Annotated in this window: 12 protein-coding genes; 5 read left to right on the forward strand and 7 right to left on the reverse strand. The window is 69.8% G+C overall.

Annotated elements, in window-relative coordinates; genetic code table 11:
- The first annotated feature begins 244 nt into the window (after positions 1 to 244).
- Positions 245 to 1270 carry an SDR family oxidoreductase gene (locus U1T56_RS21190; RefSeq protein WP_418161499.1) on the forward strand — a complete coding sequence of 342 codons (1026 nt, stop codon included), beginning with the start codon at positions 245 to 247 and terminating at the stop codon, positions 1268 to 1270.
- A gap of 61 nt (positions 1271 to 1331) precedes the next feature.
- On the opposite strand, the gene U1T56_RS21195 is transcribed toward U1T56_RS21190, so the two are convergent.
- The 4 genes from U1T56_RS21195 to U1T56_RS21210 form a co-directional block, all read right to left on the reverse strand.
- Positions 1332 to 4451 carry an efflux RND transporter permease subunit gene (locus U1T56_RS21195; protein WP_418161500.1) on the reverse strand — a complete coding sequence of 1040 codons (3120 nt, stop codon included), beginning with the start codon at positions 4449 to 4451 and terminating at the stop codon, positions 1332 to 1334.
- Complete coding sequence (locus U1T56_RS21200) at positions 4448 to 5635, reverse strand: efflux RND transporter periplasmic adaptor subunit (protein WP_418161501.1); 1188 nt, start codon at positions 5633 to 5635, stop codon at positions 4448 to 4450. Before U1T56_RS21200 ends, U1T56_RS21195 begins: the two co-directional genes overlap by 4 nt.
- A 20-nt stretch (positions 5636 to 5655) precedes the next feature.
- The gene (locus U1T56_RS21205; RefSeq protein WP_418161502.1) at positions 5656 to 6291 is read right to left on the reverse strand and encodes a TetR/AcrR family transcriptional regulator; all 636 of its coding nucleotides are present in this window, start codon (positions 6289 to 6291) and stop codon (positions 5656 to 5658) included.
- A 585-nt stretch (positions 6292 to 6876) separates the two neighbouring features.
- Positions 6877 to 7851 carry an OmpA family protein gene (locus U1T56_RS21210; protein ID WP_418161503.1) on the reverse strand — a complete coding sequence of 325 codons (975 nt, stop codon included), beginning with the start codon at positions 7849 to 7851 and terminating at the stop codon, positions 6877 to 6879.
- A 262-nt stretch (positions 7852 to 8113) separates the two neighbouring features.
- Between U1T56_RS21210 and U1T56_RS21215 the strand changes: the two genes are divergently transcribed.
- Entirely contained in the window at positions 8114 to 9571 is a 1458-nt protein-coding gene (locus tag U1T56_RS21215) for an undecaprenyl-phosphate glucose phosphotransferase (RefSeq protein ID WP_418161504.1), read from the forward strand.
- Between the two features lie 174 nt (positions 9572 to 9745).
- Positions 9746 to 10243: a flavin reductase family protein gene (locus tag U1T56_RS21220; RefSeq protein ID WP_418161505.1), complete on the forward strand. Its 498-nt coding sequence runs from the start codon at positions 9746 to 9748 to the stop codon at positions 10241 to 10243.
- Between the two features lie 4 nt (positions 10244 to 10247).
- Here U1T56_RS21220 and U1T56_RS21225 read toward each other — a convergent pair whose 3' ends face one another.
- Positions 10248 to 11114, reverse strand: coding sequence for a bifunctional helix-turn-helix domain-containing protein/methylated-DNA--[protein]-cysteine S-methyltransferase (locus U1T56_RS21225; protein ID WP_418161506.1), 867 nt, complete (start codon positions 11112 to 11114; stop codon positions 10248 to 10250).
- Between the two features lie 55 nt (positions 11115 to 11169).
- Positions 11170 to 11748 (reverse strand): O-acetyl-ADP-ribose deacetylase, encoded by a 579-nt coding sequence (locus U1T56_RS21230; protein ID WP_418161507.1) that lies wholly within the window; start codon positions 11746 to 11748, stop codon positions 11170 to 11172.
- A 57-nt stretch (positions 11749 to 11805) separates the two neighbouring features.
- On the opposite strand from U1T56_RS21230, the gene U1T56_RS21235 reads away from it, so the two are divergent.
- Entirely contained in the window at positions 11806 to 12765 is a 960-nt protein-coding gene (locus U1T56_RS21235) for a zinc metalloprotease HtpX (RefSeq protein ID WP_418161508.1), read from the forward strand.
- 86 nt (positions 12766 to 12851) lie between these two features.
- The gene (locus U1T56_RS21240) at positions 12852 to 14075 is read left to right on the forward strand and encodes an acyl-CoA dehydrogenase (RefSeq protein ID WP_418161509.1); all 1224 of its coding nucleotides are present in this window, start codon (positions 12852 to 12854) and stop codon (positions 14073 to 14075) included.
- A gap of 458 nt (positions 14076 to 14533) precedes the next feature.
- On the opposite strand, the gene U1T56_RS21245 is transcribed toward U1T56_RS21240, so the two are convergent.
- Positions 14534 to 15589, reverse strand: a complete 1056-nt coding sequence (locus U1T56_RS21245; RefSeq protein ID WP_418161510.1) for an HlyD family efflux transporter periplasmic adaptor subunit — start codon at positions 15587 to 15589, stop codon at positions 14534 to 14536.
- Positions 15590 to 15597: the final 8 nt, after the last annotated feature.

Raw genomic sequence — 15597 nt, forward strand, 5'->3', positions numbered from 1 at the left:
GCCGCGTCTCGCCGGCCTGCCCCGCCGCCCGCGCGGTCCTTGACGGCACGCCCGACCAGGACGTCGCTCACGAGAGCGGCCGCTCGCCGAGGCACGGCGGCCCGGCGCCGAATGGCGTCGTGCCGGCCGTGCTCCGCCACCACACGACGCCGTGACCCGGGCGCCGTGCCTCGGATCCCGACACGCTCCTGGCCCGTTCTCTGCCCGTACCGGCAGGTCGGGTGCCGTATCGAGCGAGGCGGACATGGAACGCGGCAGGAGCGAGATCGTCGTCATCACCGGAGCCAGTGCCGGCGTCGGACGGGCGACGGCGCGCGCCTTCGCGGCCGAAGGGGCGCGGATCGGCCTGCTCGCCCGCGGGCGGGACGGACTCGTCGCCGCCGCCGAGGAGGTCGCGAGGCTGGGCGGGCGAGCACTGCCGATTCCGACCGACGTCGCCGATCCCGAGGCCGTCGAGCGCGCGGCCGCCGCGGTCGAGGCGACGTTCGGGCCGATCGACATCTGGATCAACAACGCGATGGCGACGATCTTCTCGCCCTTCGCGCGGATCACGCCCGAGGAGTTCCGGCGTGCCACGGAGGTGACCTATCTCGGCACGGTGCACGGCACCATGGTGGCGCTGAAACGGATGCGGCCGCGCGATCGTGGCACCATCGTCCAGGTGGGCTCGGCGCTGGCCTATCGCGCCATTCCGCTGCAGTCGCCCTATTGCGGGGCCAAGTTCGCGATCCGCGGCTTCACGGACGCCTTGCGCTCGGAGCTGCTGCACGACGGCAGCGCCGTCCACCTCACCATGGTGCAGCTCCCGGCGGTCAACACGCCGCAGTTCGACTGGGGTCGCAACAAAATGCCGCGCCGGCCGCAGCCCGTGCCGCCGATCTTCGAGCCCGAGGTCGCGGCCGGGGCGATCCTGTTCGCGGCCCGGGCACGTCGCCGCGAGGTCTGGGTCGGTGGCCCGACCGTCAAGGCGATCCTCGCCAACAGGCTCATGCCGGGTCTGATCGACCGCTATCTGGCGCATTTCGGCTACAGCGGCCAGATGGCCGACGAGCCTGCCGTGCCCGGCGCTCCCGACAATCTGTTCGCGCCGGTACCCGGCGACCACGGCGCGCACGGCCGCTTCGACCGGCTCGCCACCGACCACAGCACGGCACTCTGGGCGAGCGAGCATCGTGGCCTCCTCGTGGCGGGCGGCCTCGCGCTCGGCGCTCTGCTCGCGACGGCGCTGGCCGGTGGCGCGAGGCGCAGGCTGCCCTATGGCGAAGTCTGATCCGGCCATCCTGCGGCTGACGCGGACGCGAGCCGCCACCGGCCCGGTGGCGCACCGCGGCTCATTCGCCCGGTACGATGGCCTCCTCGGCCGCCCGGCTCTCGCTGCGCCCCCGCAGCAGCCGGCGCGAGAACGCCGCCAGATCCTCCATGTAGCTGTAGAGGACGGGCGTGATGAAGAGTGTCAGGAGCTGCGAGACCAGGAGCCCGCCCACGACCGCGATGCCGAGCGGCTGACGTAGCTCGGCGCTGGCACCTTCGCCCAGCGCTATTGGCAGCGTGCCCATGATGGCGGCGAGCGTCGTCATCATGATCGGCCGGAACCGCAGGAGGCAGGCTTCGCGGATCGCCCGCAGCGGCGGCAGCCCCTCGCGCTGGCGCACGAGTGCCACGTCGATCATCATGATCGCGTTCTTCTTGACGATGCCGATCAGCATCAGGAGGCCGATGATCGCGATCACGCTGAGGTCGAGCCCGAAGAGCGTCAGCGCCCCCAGAGCCCCCACCGCCGCTGCCGGCAGGCCGGTCAGGATCGTGAGCGGGTGGATGAAGCTCTCGTAGAGCACGCCGAGCACGATGTAGATCGTCACCACCGCCGCCAGCAGCAGGATGCCCTGGTTCGCGAGCGCATCCTGGAACACGCGCGCCGTGCCGGAGAAGGTCGTGCTGATCGTGGTCGGCACGCCGAGCTCGGCCTTGAGCGCATCGAGCCGCTGCACCGCATCGCCCAGGGAAACGCCGTCCGGCAGGTTGAACGAGATCGTCACCGCCGGGAGCTGGCCGAGCTGGTTGATCGTGAGCGGCCCCGCCGTCCGCTCGATGCGCGCGAAGGCCGAGAGCGGCACGAGCTTGCCGGAGCCCGAGCGGATCCGCACCTCGTCGAGCCGGGCGGCGGTCCAGGGAATGCGCGGGTCGAACTCGACGATGACGGCGTAGTTGTCGCCGGTGGCATAGATGGTCGAAGCCTGCCGCGCGCCGAAGCCGGTATAGAGCGTCGAGCGGAGCTGCTCGGCCGTGATACCGAGTGCGCGCACCTTGTCCCGGTCGATCACCACCTTCGCCTGCAGCGCCGTGTTCTGCAGATCGGTGGTGACATCGGTGAACAGCCGGTCCCGGCCCATGGCGTCGGCGAGCTTCATCGCCCAGCCGTCGAGTTCGTCGCGGTCGATCCCCTGGACCACGAACTGATACTGGCTCTTGCTCTGCCGCCCGCCGAAGTTGAGGTTCTGGATCGGCACGACGAAGCTCGCGAGGCCCGGCACCTTGGCGAGGTCGCGCCGGAGATCGCCCACCACCTTCGCGAGCGGCGGGCGCTGGTCCTGCGGCTTGAGCTCGACGAAGAACCGGCCATTGTTGAGCGTGCTCGTGGGCCCGCCGGCACCCACGATCGAGGCCACGTGCGCGACATGGAGCGAGCGCGTCAGAACGGCCTCGGCCTCGCGCTGGAGCGCCAGCATCGCCGGGAACGACACGTCCTGCCGTGCTTCGGTCTGGATCGAGAGCTGGCCGATGTCCTCCTGCGGGAAGAAGCCCTTGGGGATGTTCTGGAACATCCAGCCCGTGGCGCCCAGCGTGGCGAGGAACACCAGCAGCATCAAGGGCCGCACCTTCAGGCACGCATCCAGCGTCATGCGGTAGGCCGCGAGTAGGAGGGCGAAGCCCCGCTCGAACAGGTTGCGGCGTGGCTCGCCTTCGGCCGCGTGCCCGCCCCCCGGCAGCCGCGCGCACAGCATGGGTGCCAGCGTGAGCGAGACGAACGCCGAGGCCGCGATCGCGATCGTCACCGTGACCGCGAACTCGCGGAACACGCGCCCGACCACGCCGCCCATGAGCAGCACCGGGATGAACACGGCCACGAGCGAGAGCGTGATCGAGAGGATGGTGAAGCCGATCTCGCGGCTGCCCGCGAGCGCGGCCTCGAACGGGCGCATCCCCTCTTCGATGTGGCGGACGACGTTCTCGAGCATGACGATCGCATCGTCCACGACGAGCCCGACCGAAAGCGTGAGGGCCAGGAGCGAGATGTTGTCGATCGAGTAGCCCAGAAGACGCATCGCGCCGAAGGTCGCGATGATCGAGACCGGCACGGCCACGCTCGGGATCATGGTGGCGGCGAGCCGGCCCAGGAACAGGTAGATCACGAGGACGACGAGGCCCACGGTGAGCAGCAGCGTGAGCTGCACGTCGTGGACCGCCGCACGCACCGAGGCCGAGCGGTCGTTGAGGACGTGGATGCTGGCGGTGGGGCCGAGCTCGGCCTGGAACCGCGGCAGCATCTCCTTCACCTTGTCCACGACCTCGACCGTATTCGCCCCGGGCTGCCGCTGGATGGCGAGCACCAGCGAGCGCTGGCCGTCGTAGGCGCTGGCCTGCTGCGTGTTCTCGACCGAATCGATCACCCGCGCGAGGTCGCCGAGGCGCACCGGATGGCCGTCGCGTGTCGCCACGATCAGGTCGCGGAACGCGGCGGCGTCGGCGAGCTGGGTCTCGGCCTCGATCGTGAGATTCTGGGTCGGCCCCTGCACCGTGCCGACCGGCGTGTTGGCATTGGCGGCCGCGATCGCCGCCGCGACCTCGTCCACGCCGATGCCGCGCGCTGCCAGCGTGTCCGGGTCGAGCTGCACCCGCACCGCATATTTCTGGCTGCCGAAGATCAGCACCTGGCCGACGCCGTTCACGGTCGAGAGGGCCGGCGAGATCACCTGCTCGGCGAAGGCGTCGAGCTTGGGCAGCGGGGTCGTGTCGCTGGTCAGCGCCAGCAGCAGGATGGGGGCATCCGCCGGGTTCAGCTTGCGATAGCTCGGCGGGGTCGTCATCTCGACCGGCAGCAGGCGCTGGGTGCGCGCGATCGCGGCCTGCACGTCGGCGGCCGCCTGGTCGATGTCGCGCTCCAGGTCGAACTCGATCGTGATCGAGGTCGAGCCTTGCGCGTTGGTCGTGCTGATCTGCTGGATCGCCGGGATGGTCGAGAACTGCTTGATGAGCGGGGTCGCCACCGCGTTCGCCATCGTCTCGGGCGAAGCGCCCGGAAGCTGGGCCGTGACCGAGATCGTCGGGAAATCGACCTGCGGCAGGGCCGCGACCGGCAGCTCGCGGTAGGCGAACAGCCCGGCCAGCGTCAGCGCCAGCGAGAGCAGGATGGTGGCGACCGGCCGGCGGATGAACAGAGCCGAAAGGTTCAAGCGCCCGCTCCCTGCTTCGTACCCGTCCCGCCGGCACCCGTCACCTTCTCCGCGACGCGCGTCCCGTCGCGCAGGCGCTGCTGCCCCTCGATCACCACGTGCTCGCCGGGCTCGATGCCCTTGTCGACCACCACCACGTCCCCATGTGTCTCGCCGGTCACCACCTTGCGCACGGCCACCTTGCCGTCGGCGCCCACCACGTAGACGAACGGGCCGTCCTGACCCGGTTGGACCGCCGCCAGCGGCACGGTGACCGCATGCTCGTGCCTGCCGAGCTCGATCTCGACGTCGACGTACTGGCCGGGCCACAGGCTCCCGTCCTCGTTCGGGAGCAGGGCCTTGGCCGTGATGGTGCCCGATGTCGGATCGACGCCGCTGTCGATGAAGTCGAGCGTGCCTTGACCTTGCGGCCCCGTCCCGCCGTGGGCGAGCACCCGGACCGGCACCTCGCCCTGCGCCGCGGCCGCCCGCAAGGTGGGCAGATCGCGCTCGGGCAGGGTGAACGAGATGCGCAAGGGCTTCATCTGCGTGATCGTCACCAGCCCCTCGCCGCCGTCCGAGGCGCGGACGATGTTGCCCGGTGTCACCCGCACGACGCCGAGACGCCCGTCGATCGGTGCCCTGACCTGGGTGTAGCCGAGCCGGATCCGGTCGGCGTCGAGGGCGGCCTGGTCGGCCTGGATGTTGGCGGCCGCGATCTTGGCCTCGGCCTCGGCCTGGTCCACCTGCTGCGGGGCGGCGACGCGCTTCTCGAGCAGGTCGCGGGCGCGTCGGGCATCGGCCTGGGCACGGGCCAGCGTCGCCTGATCGCGGGCCAGCGCCGCCTCGTCCTTCGCGATCGCCGCCCGGATCTCGCGGTCGTCGATGCGGAACAGGAGATCCCCCTTCTTGACGATCTGACCGTCCCTGACGAGCTGCTCGACCACCTCGCCCTCGACCCGGGCGCGGACCATCACGGTCGCGACCGGCTCGACCCAGCCTACCGAACGGCGCGTCACGGGCACGTCCTGCCGCGTCGCCACCGCCGAGACCACCGCGATCCGCGGCGCTTCTGCCGGCGGAGACGCTTTCTGCGCCGCTCGCGCGTCCGGCGAGGCCGACTCGTTCCCGAGCCGGGCATAAGCACCGTAGCCAGCCGCACCCGACAGGGCCAACCCGACGAGGATCAATCGCACGTACCGCATCGAGGCGCGCTCCGCCGATCTCAGGGCGAGGGGCCGGCGGGCCCGCGCGGCGCCAGCCCGGCCAGGAGGAGATTCGCCACGGCCTCGGCCGGGTCGCCGCTGCCGCTGTCGGCCGCCATACGTACCCCGCCCAGAACCACCATGGCCGCGAGCTCGGGCTCGACGTCGGCGAAGGCACCGCTCGCGACCCCTTCGCGGATCACGGCCGCGATCTCGCCGCACACCTGCCGCAGCTCGCGCCGCAGCACCGCCCGTCCGGCGTCGCCGGGTCGCGTGGCGCTGCCTTCCGCGATGCGGATCAGGGCCTTGAGCCGACCGATCTCGGCGAACATCACCCGTACGAGCGCGCGCAGCCGTGCCGCCGGCGGCCCGGACTCGCGGGCGATGGCGGCGACCCGGCTTTTGAGCCCGGCCAGGATCGCCTCGATCGCCTCGACGAAGAGGGTCTCCTTCGTCTCGAAGTGCCGGTAGACGGTGGGCTTCGCTACCTGCGCCGCGCGCGCGATGTCGTCCATCTGCACGGCTTCGTAGGGTGCCGCGGCGAAGAGCCGTGCCGCCGCATCGAGGATCCGGCGGCGTCGATCCGGAAGGGAAGGAGAGGCGGGCAGGCAGGTCATCACGGCGACGAAATTGAACTCGCGGGTTTCGTTCAGCAAATGGTCACGACCGGAGGAGCCCGCAACCCGCTCACGCAGCCGTGCTATCGCGTCGGGTTCCGGTGCGCCGGGGGCCTGCCACCACGCCCCGACGGATCTTCGTCGCATGTGCTCGATCCGCTTCGTCCCGCCGGTGATGCACCGAAGAAACGGGGCGGATGTGGCGAAAATTTGCTGCGGACCCTTTCTCTTCGTCACAGTCCTTTGCAGAGGTCCGGTTCTGCGACAGCTCGTTACATTCGACCGCCCTCTGCTCGGACGACCGCAGCCGGCTCGCGCGACGACACTCGAGCCCGAGCGGCGGGTCCTGCCGGCGCAGTACATCATGTCCCGGCTGCTCGACCGGCTGGAGAAGGGAGAGCCTCGTCGCCCGCGAGCCGCAGCGGACGGTATGGCCCGTCTCGCCGCCTCGATCCGGCGCTGCGTGGGGACCGGCCGTCCGAGGCGGAAGCGGAACTCCTGGCCTACCTGCTCGGCCGGCTGACGGACCGCTCCCCCGGCGGAAAGACCCGGACACAATGGCAGCCGCGGACGGGGTCGGAGACCCGCCCGCGGCCGCATGCCGCCCCGCGACGGACAATCGGCTCAGAAGCGGTAGCCGAGGCTCAGGCCACCCCACAGGATGCCCTTGTGAAAGTCGCCGGGGTTGCGGAACTGGTAGTCGTAGGCGACCTTGGCGCGGAGCGGTACGGACCTGATGATGTTGATGTCGAACCCGAGCTCCGGGCCGACCACGAGGCCGTCCTGAACGCCGGCGCCGTAGACGCCGCCGAAGTTGGCGCTGAGATACGGGCGGAAGACCATGAGATTCAGGGGTGTGATGCCGAGATTCAGCACCGTGCGGCCCACGAGGCCGTTGTTGACGCCATTGAAGCTCTTCAGGATCGCCTGATCGATGGTGAGCTTGCCGAAGCGCCCGGCCATGACGTCGAAGGTGAGGTCGAGGCCGGCCATGTCGTTTTCGGTCTCGTGCTGGCCCGATGGTCCATCGGTCTCGCCGAAATTGTGGCCGTAGAGGCCGCCCACCGTGAACGTGAAGCGGGGCTGACGCTCGGGCTCGGCCGGCGGCGCCTGCTCCGCGACGGGAGCCGGTGCAGCCTCCGGTGCCGGAGGGGCTGCCGGTGGCGCGAAAGCGATCTCGACGCGGCGGTTCCTGGGCTCGCGCACACCATCGCCCGTCTGAACGGCCAAGTCGTGCTCGTCCCGTCCGGTCGCCACGATCTGGCTGTCCGGAACGCCCAGCCGCACGAGTTCCTGCCGCACGGCCTCGGCGCGGCGCTCCGACAGGCGCTGGTTGTAGGACGCCCGCCCCGACGTGTCCGTATAGCCGGTCACGGTGATCTGCGCCGAGCCCGTTCGCTTGTATTCATCGGCAGCCTGCGCCACCACCCGCCGCGCTTCCGGACCCAGGGTCGCCCGATCGAAGGCAAAATAAACGGTATAGTTACCTGGTGCTGTTTGAGTAGAGGGGGCGACAGACGAGGATCCACCGGTTTGCTGCGCGTAAGCAGGCGCAGCCAGAAGAGCCAGCATCGATGCGCCAAGGAGAAGAGATCTCATTGCGATGCCTCATCCAGTTCTCGGTCACACGCTCGCGAATCCACCCAGGATCATAACGTCGATCACTACCGATCGGTCACGACGAGATCGACGAAATTCTCATTGCGATATCTATTGTTGCTATTTTGCAACATGTGTTGTTTCCGAAACAGGAATGATTGCCCGCCAGCCATCGGAGCATTGCCCTCCTTGTAATAGATAATCTTGCCTAGATGATAAATTAATGATTGAATAACCGATGGCACGTTGACGGCACGAACACATGAGCGCCACGAATCCGTTGGACGACATATCGGCCCCGCCGTCCCACCACGGACACCGGCCGTTCCGGCTCTCGCTCGAAAGCATCGCTCTGATGCTGCGCCTCGCCGATCTTGCGGTGGTGGTGCTGTCGGCTCTGGCCGCCTGGTCTCTCCGTGGGAACGCCGGCCCGTCGCCACAGCTCTTGGGCTTCGGCATCGCTTGCGCGAGCCTGATGACGCTCGATCTCTTCGCCGCAGCGGGCCTTTATCGGCCGCAGGAGCTCGGCCGCATCCGGGTTCAGGCCGTACGCGTCGCCGGCGCATGGAGCATCGTGTCCCTCCTCCTCTGGCTTCTTGCCGCCGCCACCGGCAGCATGCGGTCGCTTCCGTCAGGGTTTCTCGCGAGCTGGTGGCTGTCCGCGCTCGCCCTCCTTACCGGTCTGCATGCCGCCATCGGCGATGGGGTGAGCCGCAGCCAGCGCCGGGGCCGGCTCGCCACCCGGATCGCTCTGGTCGGCGCCGGCCCACAGGCCGGCCATCTCGTCCGGGAGATCCGCCGCGGCGCGCCGGCGCTGCGGGTGGTCGGCATTTTCGACGATCGTCGCACCCGCATCCCTGATACGGTCGAGAACTGTCCCGTGCTCGGCACGCTCGACGATCTCGCTGCCTGGACCCGCCGTGGGGAGGTCGATCTGATCATCGTCGCCCTGCCGCACCATGCGGCGGCGCGCCGACTCGCCTGCCTCGAGAGGCTGCGCGTCCTGCCGATCGATGTCCGCCTCAGCCCGGACCTGCCAGGGCTCGAGTTCGGGATACGCGGTGCCGCCGAGATCGCGGGCCTGCCGCTCGTGCGCGTCTTCGACCGGCCGCTGGGCGGTGTCGCGTGGCTCGTCAAGGCGATCGAGGACCGGGTGCTCGCCGCCTTGATCCTGCTCCTGACCGGTCCACTCATGCTGGCGCTGGCGGTTCTCGTCCGGCTCGATTCACCGGGGCCCGTGCTCTACCGTCAGCAGCGTTTCGGCTTCGACGGCCGGCCGATCGACGTGCTCAAGTTCCGTACCATGTACGTCGACCGCTGCGATCCCGCCGATGGCGACGTCATCTCGGCCCGCCGCGGCGATCCGCGCGTGACGCCGTTCGGCCGGTTCTTGCGCCGCACCAGCCTCGACGAGCTGCCGCAGTTCTGGAACGTGCTCAAGGGCGAGATGTCGATCGTGGGGCCGCGGCCGCACGCCACGGCGCAGAGCCGCGAGTACGCCGCCCTCATCGACGGCTATCTCGCCCGCCATCGGGTCAAGCCCGGCATCACGGGCTGGGCGCAGGTCAACGGCCTGCGCGGCGAGGCCGACACGCTGGCCAGGATGCAGGAGCGCGTTCGCTACGATCTGCACTATATCGAGAACTGGTCGCTTCTGTTCGATCTGCGCATTATCCTGCGCACGCTGCTCGTGGGTTTCTCGCACCCGAACGCCTATTAGAGCCGTTCTCGAGCGACTCGGGAGCCTTCCCCCGACCTTCGCCCGACGGTGGAGAAAAGGTCGGGGTGGGGTGCTCCCTCGCCGGAGGAACGGCTCCGGAGCATCGGCTGCCTTGCCGGCCGCCCGAGAGCGCACGAGATCGTGCGAGGCCGCTTTCGCTCGGGAGCCGAGATCTTGCCTGTTTCCACCGCCGAGTACCTTGCCGGGATGCGCCGGCTGGCCGCCGGCGTCACCATCGTCACGACCCGGCACCAAGGCGTGCCGGCCGGTCTCACCGCCACCTCGGTGTGCTCGCTCACGGCCGAGCCGCCGCGCCTCGTCGCCTGCATCAACCGCGACACCGACACCCATGCGCTGATCCGGGCGAGCGGCATCTTCGCCGTCAACCTGCTCACCCAGGCGCACCGGGATCTTGCCGATCATTTCGGCGGCCGCACGGATGCTTTCGGTCCCGCCCGCTTCGCGCTCGCCGCCTGGACCACGGCCGTCACCGGTGCGCCCCTGCTCCTGGATGCGGCCGCGAGCTTCGACTGCCGGCTGGTCCAGGCGATCTCCGCCGGCACGCACTCGATCTTCATCGGCGAGGTCGAGGCGGTCCTGGCCCGGGACGAGGCCGAAGAGCTCGTCTACCACGATCGCGGCTACGCGGCGCTCGCCCGCGGCGACGGCTGAAGGCTCAGCCGGGGCGCGCTGCCGTCTCGTCCTCGGCTCCGAGCCGGCGCGCGCTTTCCCAGGCGAGGAGCGCCTGCTTGCGCTCGAGGCCCCAGTGATAGCCGCCCAGAGCGCCGGTATCGCGGATCACCCGGTGGCAGGGAATCAGCACGCCGATCCGGTTCCGGCCGCAGGCGCTGCCGATCGCCCGCGCCGCACCCGGCCTGCCGAGCTCGGCGGCGAGCTGGCCGTAGGTCACCGTCGTCCCTTCCGGAATCCGCATCAGCGCCCGCCAGACCTGGACCTGAAAGGGTGTGCCCTTGAGAAGGAGCTTGAGCGGTGCTCTGGTCGCCGACCCGCCGAAGGCGGCGTGCGCGAAAGGTGCGGTCGCGTTCGTATCGGCGACGAACCGGCTCAGGGGCCAGTCGGCCTTGGCCTCGACCAGGGCCTCCTCGACGGTCTGCCCTTCGAGGAAGACGAGACGAGCCAGTCCCCGCTCGCTCGCGACCAGGAGCGCTTGCCCGAACGGCGTCTCGTGCACCCCCCAGCGTAGGATCAGCTTCGCCCCTGCCTCCTTGTATTCGCCGGGCGTCATCGCCTCGAAGGTGAGGAACAGATCGTGCAGCCGCGACGGTCCCGACAATCCTACCTCGTAGGCCGCTCCCATGACGCTCTCCGCCCCGCGTAAGAGCTCTTTCGCGTGCTCGACCGTGAGCAGGCCCAAAAAGCGCTTCGGGCTGAGGCCCGCCCAGCGCGTGAACAGGCGCTGCGCATGGAAGGGGCTCAAGCCCATGGCCTCCGCCACCTCCTCCAGCGTCGGCTGCTCCAGCCGATGCCGGGCGATGTAGCGGATCGCGTGCGCAACGCGGTCGTAATCGCGCGCTTGCGTCATGCCGCTCTGCTCCATCACGGAATCTCCGTCACCATCGACCCTGTCGGCCGAGGGTCTAGCGCACGCCCGCCTCGTCTGCCGACCCGCTTCTTGCGCTGCTCCGGTGCTCGAGCGCGGCCAGAGCCCGCTCGTGCAGCGCCGCGGAATCCCGGCCGAAGCAGCAGAAGATGGCTTCCATCTCGGGATGCCGTTCCAGCGCCTCGGCCACGGCGCGGACCGCGATCGGGGCCGCCCGCTCCGGTGGGAAGCCGTAGATCCCGGTCGAGATCGCAGGGAACGCGACGCTCTTCAGCCCATGTGCCGCCGCCACCTCGATCGAGCGCCGATAGCAGCTCGCGAGCAGCGCATCCTCGCCGGCTCCACCGCCCCGCCAGACCGGCCCTACCGCGTGGATCACGTGCCGCGCCTTCAGCCGATAGCCACCCGTGATCTTGGCATCGCCGGTGGCGCAGCCGCCGAGCCGCGAGCATTCCGCCTCCAGCTCCGGGCCGGCCGCCCGGTGGATCGCCCCGCACACGCCCCCGCCACGGTGCAACTCGCCGTTGGCGGCGTTCACGATCGCGTCCACGTCGAGGCCGGTGATGTCGCCCTCGACCACGCGCATCCGGCTCTTCACGGTCCCATCTTGCACCATCGTCGTCCTCCCACGATGTTGGAGACAGTCTAGCTCCATCGCGGCCGTGAGGTCCCCTTGCATCGGCGTCCGCCTTTTCCGACGACCCGGCACAAGCTCCGCAACCTGTTCCAGTCGCTCGCCCTCCTGGCGGGGATGCTGACGCTCCTTGGCGTGTGCGCTCTCGTGGTGTGGGGTCCGCAGGGGCTGGTCTGGGCCGTCCTCACCGGTGCTTTCAGCCTCGTTCTCACGCCCACCGTGGCGCCCGATCTCGTCATGCGGCTCTACCGCGCCGTGCCGTTGCGGCCGCACGACGCCCCCGACCTCCACCACCTGCTCGAGACCCTCTCGCGGCGCGCCGGTCTCTCCCGCCTGCCGCGCCTCTACTACCTGCCGAGCCCGATCCTGAACGCATTCGCCGTCGGTACGGGCGACGCCGCCGCCATCGCCCTCACCGATGGCATCCTGCGCACGCTGACCTCCCGCGAGCTCGCCGGCGTGCTCGCCCATGAGATCAGCCACATCCGCCACCGCGATCTCTGGACCATGAGCCTCGCCGACCTGATGAGCCGGCTCACGAGTCTCATGTCCTGGTTCGGCCAGCTTCTTCTCCTGCTCAACCTGCCGGCCGTGCTCCTGGGCGGGGTCACCGTGCCCTGGACCGTCGTGCTCGTCCTGATCTTCGCCCCCACTGCCATGGCGCTGCTGCAGCTCGCCCTCTCCCGAGCACGCGAGTACGACGCCGATCTCGGCGCCGTGGCGCTCACGGGCGATCCCAGAGGCCTCGCTTCGGCGCTCGCCAAGCTCCAGCGCTACCAGGGCGCTTACTGGGAGGAGATCCTGCTGCCCGGCCGCCGCATGCCCGAGCCCTCGCTGCTGCGCACCCATCCGCCGACCGAGGAGCGCATCCGCCGCCTCCTGGCCCTGGAGGCGGAGGCCGAGCCGCCGGTCCTTCCACCCGTGCGACACCACCTGCCCGCCTGGGCCGCCGCCGTCCCGCACGGGCCGCGCTGGCGCTGGCCCGGCGTCTGGTACTGACCGGAGGCCGGCGCTATCTTGCCCCCGAGCCGCCCGGCGTCGCGGTGCGCGACGCCGCCCGCATCACCGACGGAAGGGAGCAACCCATGCCCGCCATGGCCAAGGCCGGAGAGCCCGGTGCTGCCGGCGCCTCGCTCGCCCGCTTCGACTGGCTCGATCCGTTCCATCTCGCCGACCAGCTCGGCGAGGAGGAGCGGCTGGTCCAGCAGGCGGCTCAGGACTATTGCCAGTCCCGCCTCCTGCCGCGGGTGCAGCAGGCCTTCCGTCACGAGACCTTCGACCGCGCCATCATGACCGAGATGGGCGAGCTCGGCTTCCTGGGCGCCACCATTCCCGAGGAGTTCGGCGGCGCCGGTGCCTCCTACGTCGCTTACGGCCTGATCGCGCGCGAGGTCGAGCGGGTCGATTCCGGCTACCGCTCGGCCATGAGCGTGCAGAGCTCGCTCGTCATGTACCCGATCTTCGCCTACGGCGACGACGCCCAGCGCCGGAAATATCTCCCGAAGCTCGCCAAAGGCGAGCTCGTCGGCTGCTTCGGTCTCACCGAGCCCGACCACGGCTCGGATCCCGGCAGCATGGTCACCCGAGCGCGCAAGACCGCGGGCGGCTTCGTCCTGTCGGGGGCGAAGATGTGGATCACGAACAGCCCGATCGCCGATGTGTTCGTGGTCTGGGCCAAAGACGACGAAGGTCAGATCAGGGGCTTCGTCCTGGAAAGGGGCATGAAGGGCCTCTCCGCGCCCAAGATCGAGGGCAAGTTCAGCCTTCGCGCCTCGATCACGGGCGAGATCGTCATGGACGAGGTCTTCGTGCCCGAGGCCAACCTGCTGCCCAACGTCAAGGGCCTGAAAGGTCCCTTCGGCTGCCTCAACCGTGCCCGCTACGGCATCGCCTGGGGGGTGATGGGGGCCGCCGAGTTCTGCTGGCACGCCGCTCGCGCCTACACGATGGAGAGGAAGCAGTTCGGCCGTCCCCTGGCCGCGAACCAGTTGATCCAGAAGAAGCTCGCCGACATGCAGACCGAGATCGCTCTGGGGCTTCAGGCCTCCTTACGCGTCGGCCGCCTCATGGACGAGGGCCGGGCGGCGCCCGAAATGATCTCGCTCATCAAGCGCAACAATTGCGGCAAGGCGCTCGCGATCGCACGAGCGGCGCGCGACATGCACGGCGGCAACGGCATCTCGGACGAGTACCACGTCATCCGCCACGTCCTGAACCTCGAGGCCGTCAACACCTACGAAGGTACCCACGACATCCACGCGCTCATCCTCGGTCGCGCCCAGACCGGCATCCAGGCCTTCACGGGATAGGAGGCGTGATCGCTCTCCTTCCGTGGACGCCGGATCGGGCGGCTCCGATGAACGAGCGCGACCTCGAGCGGGCGCAAGGAGCTCCTCATCGGGCATCGCCGTAGCAGCAGCTCTTGCGGCCCGTGAGCTGCCGCATACCCCGGCCCTCGGGCGGTGTGGCAGGACCCGGGCGCGTATCGGCTGCAACGTATCGGAAAGGATCACGAGACCCGTGGCGAGGTACGCCACTGCCGGCGAGCCGTCTCGGCGCTCCCCCTCGGCGGCCATGCGGCCGCCATCTCTGCGGGATCGGCTCGATGCCCGCCCGGCATCGACGGGTGGCGCTCGTCTCCGGCCTCGTTGCCATCAGCCCCGGCTCCGGCTGCGAAGCAGCGGACGGCAGGGGCCGATATCCGTGAGAACCGCTCTGGCGAGACGGGCGGACACGCCCGCCGTTCGTTTTCCCGAACGGAGCTGCCTCAGAAAAAGCGCACGCTCACGGCGTAGCCCAGATCGTCGAAGTCGAACGGCCGATCGGGACGGATGACCACTGGTACCATCTGTCGGGACGAGTCCTCGAGGCGCACCGGTTCGCCGGGCCGGTCGCTCTTGAGCCGGAAGTCGATCCGCTCGATCTGGCCACGATAGGGCTCGGCCTTGCCCGGCACCGTGACCTCGGCGGTCTGGCCGACACGCAAGCGCCGTGCTCGGTCGAGCGGCACCTCGGCGCGCACGGTGAGCGGCTGGTCGGCGGCAACCAGGGTCGCCACGAGCCCGCCGACCTGCACGGTCCGACCCGGCGGCACGAGCCAGGTGTCGATCACGCATTCGCACGGGCTCGCCAGCGGCACGGCCGTTCCGCCCTGACCGACCACGCGCGCTGCGGGGTCGCCCGGGTGCAGAAGGCCCTGGCCTGCCGCCTCGACCCGGCCAGTGGCGGTGGCCTCGAGCCGGTAGAAGGGCGCCTCGATCACCGCCCGGTCGGTGGTGACGACGAGATAGCGTTCATAAATGCCGGCCGCGATCAAGGCGGCGAGCCCGAGCCCGACCAGGACCAGGAGCGTCGAGCCCAGGATCCGTCGCACGCGCCGGCCGCGCGTCTCCTCCTGGCCGAGCCCTTCGAAGAGCCGTCGGACCCGTGCCTCGCCGCTATTGTCCCGGGCCACCACCGCCAGGATGTCGCCGCCCGAGACCAGCTCGCCCGAGAGGTAGGCGTCGACGAGATAGCGGAAGAGGTCCGCCTGGCCCTGGGAGAGCGAGAGGAACCGGCCGCCGAACCGGCTCTCGTCGGCGAGCACGTAGACCAACTGGCAGTCGAGTCGAAGCGAGAGCTCGAAGTCCTCGAACGGAAAGATCAGCCGGGCGGGAAACCGCTCGCCGGACCGGCGCGAGGCCATCGGGCCCGCTACGCCGAAGCCGCCCACCGACCAGTCGTCGACGGTGTAGCGCGTGCCGTCGATCTCGATCGCGATCGGGATGCGCAGCCGCACATGCTGGCGGTGGATCTCGGCCTCGTGGACGATCTGGGCCTGCATCGTCGTTT

The organism is Benzoatithermus flavus (assembly GCF_037908215.1).
Classification (GTDB): Bacteria; Pseudomonadota; Alphaproteobacteria; order Geminicoccales; family Geminicoccaceae; genus Benzoatithermus; species Benzoatithermus flavus.

Excerpts from the sequence above, each read along its gene's own strand:
- U1T56_RS21215 (WP_418161504.1), top strand. The coding sequence starts at position 8,114 with ATGAGCGCCACGAATCCGTTGGACGACATATCGGCCCCGCCGTCCCAC.
- U1T56_RS21210 (WP_418161503.1), bottom strand. The coding sequence starts at position 7,851 with ATGAGATCTCTTCTCCTTGGCGCATCGATGCTGGCTCTTCTGGCTGCG.
- U1T56_RS21240 (WP_418161509.1), top strand. The coding sequence starts at position 12,852 with ATGCCCGCCATGGCCAAGGCCGGAGAGCCCGGTGCTGCCGGCGCCTCG.
- U1T56_RS21200 (WP_418161501.1), bottom strand. The coding sequence starts at position 5,635 with ATGCGGTACGTGCGATTGATCCTCGTCGGGTTGGCCCTGTCGGGTGCG.
- U1T56_RS21190 (WP_418161499.1), top strand. The coding sequence starts at position 245 with ATGGAACGCGGCAGGAGCGAGATCGTCGTCATCACCGGAGCCAGTGCC.
- U1T56_RS21225 (WP_418161506.1), bottom strand. The coding sequence starts at position 11,114 with ATGACGCAAGCGCGCGATTACGACCGCGTTGCGCACGCGATCCGCTAC.
- U1T56_RS21230 (WP_418161507.1), bottom strand. The coding sequence starts at position 11,748 with ATGGTGCAAGATGGGACCGTGAAGAGCCGGATGCGCGTGGTCGAGGGC.
- U1T56_RS21245 (WP_418161510.1), bottom strand. The coding sequence starts at position 15,589 with ATGCAGGCCCAGATCGTCCACGAGGCCGAGATCCACCGCCAGCATGTG.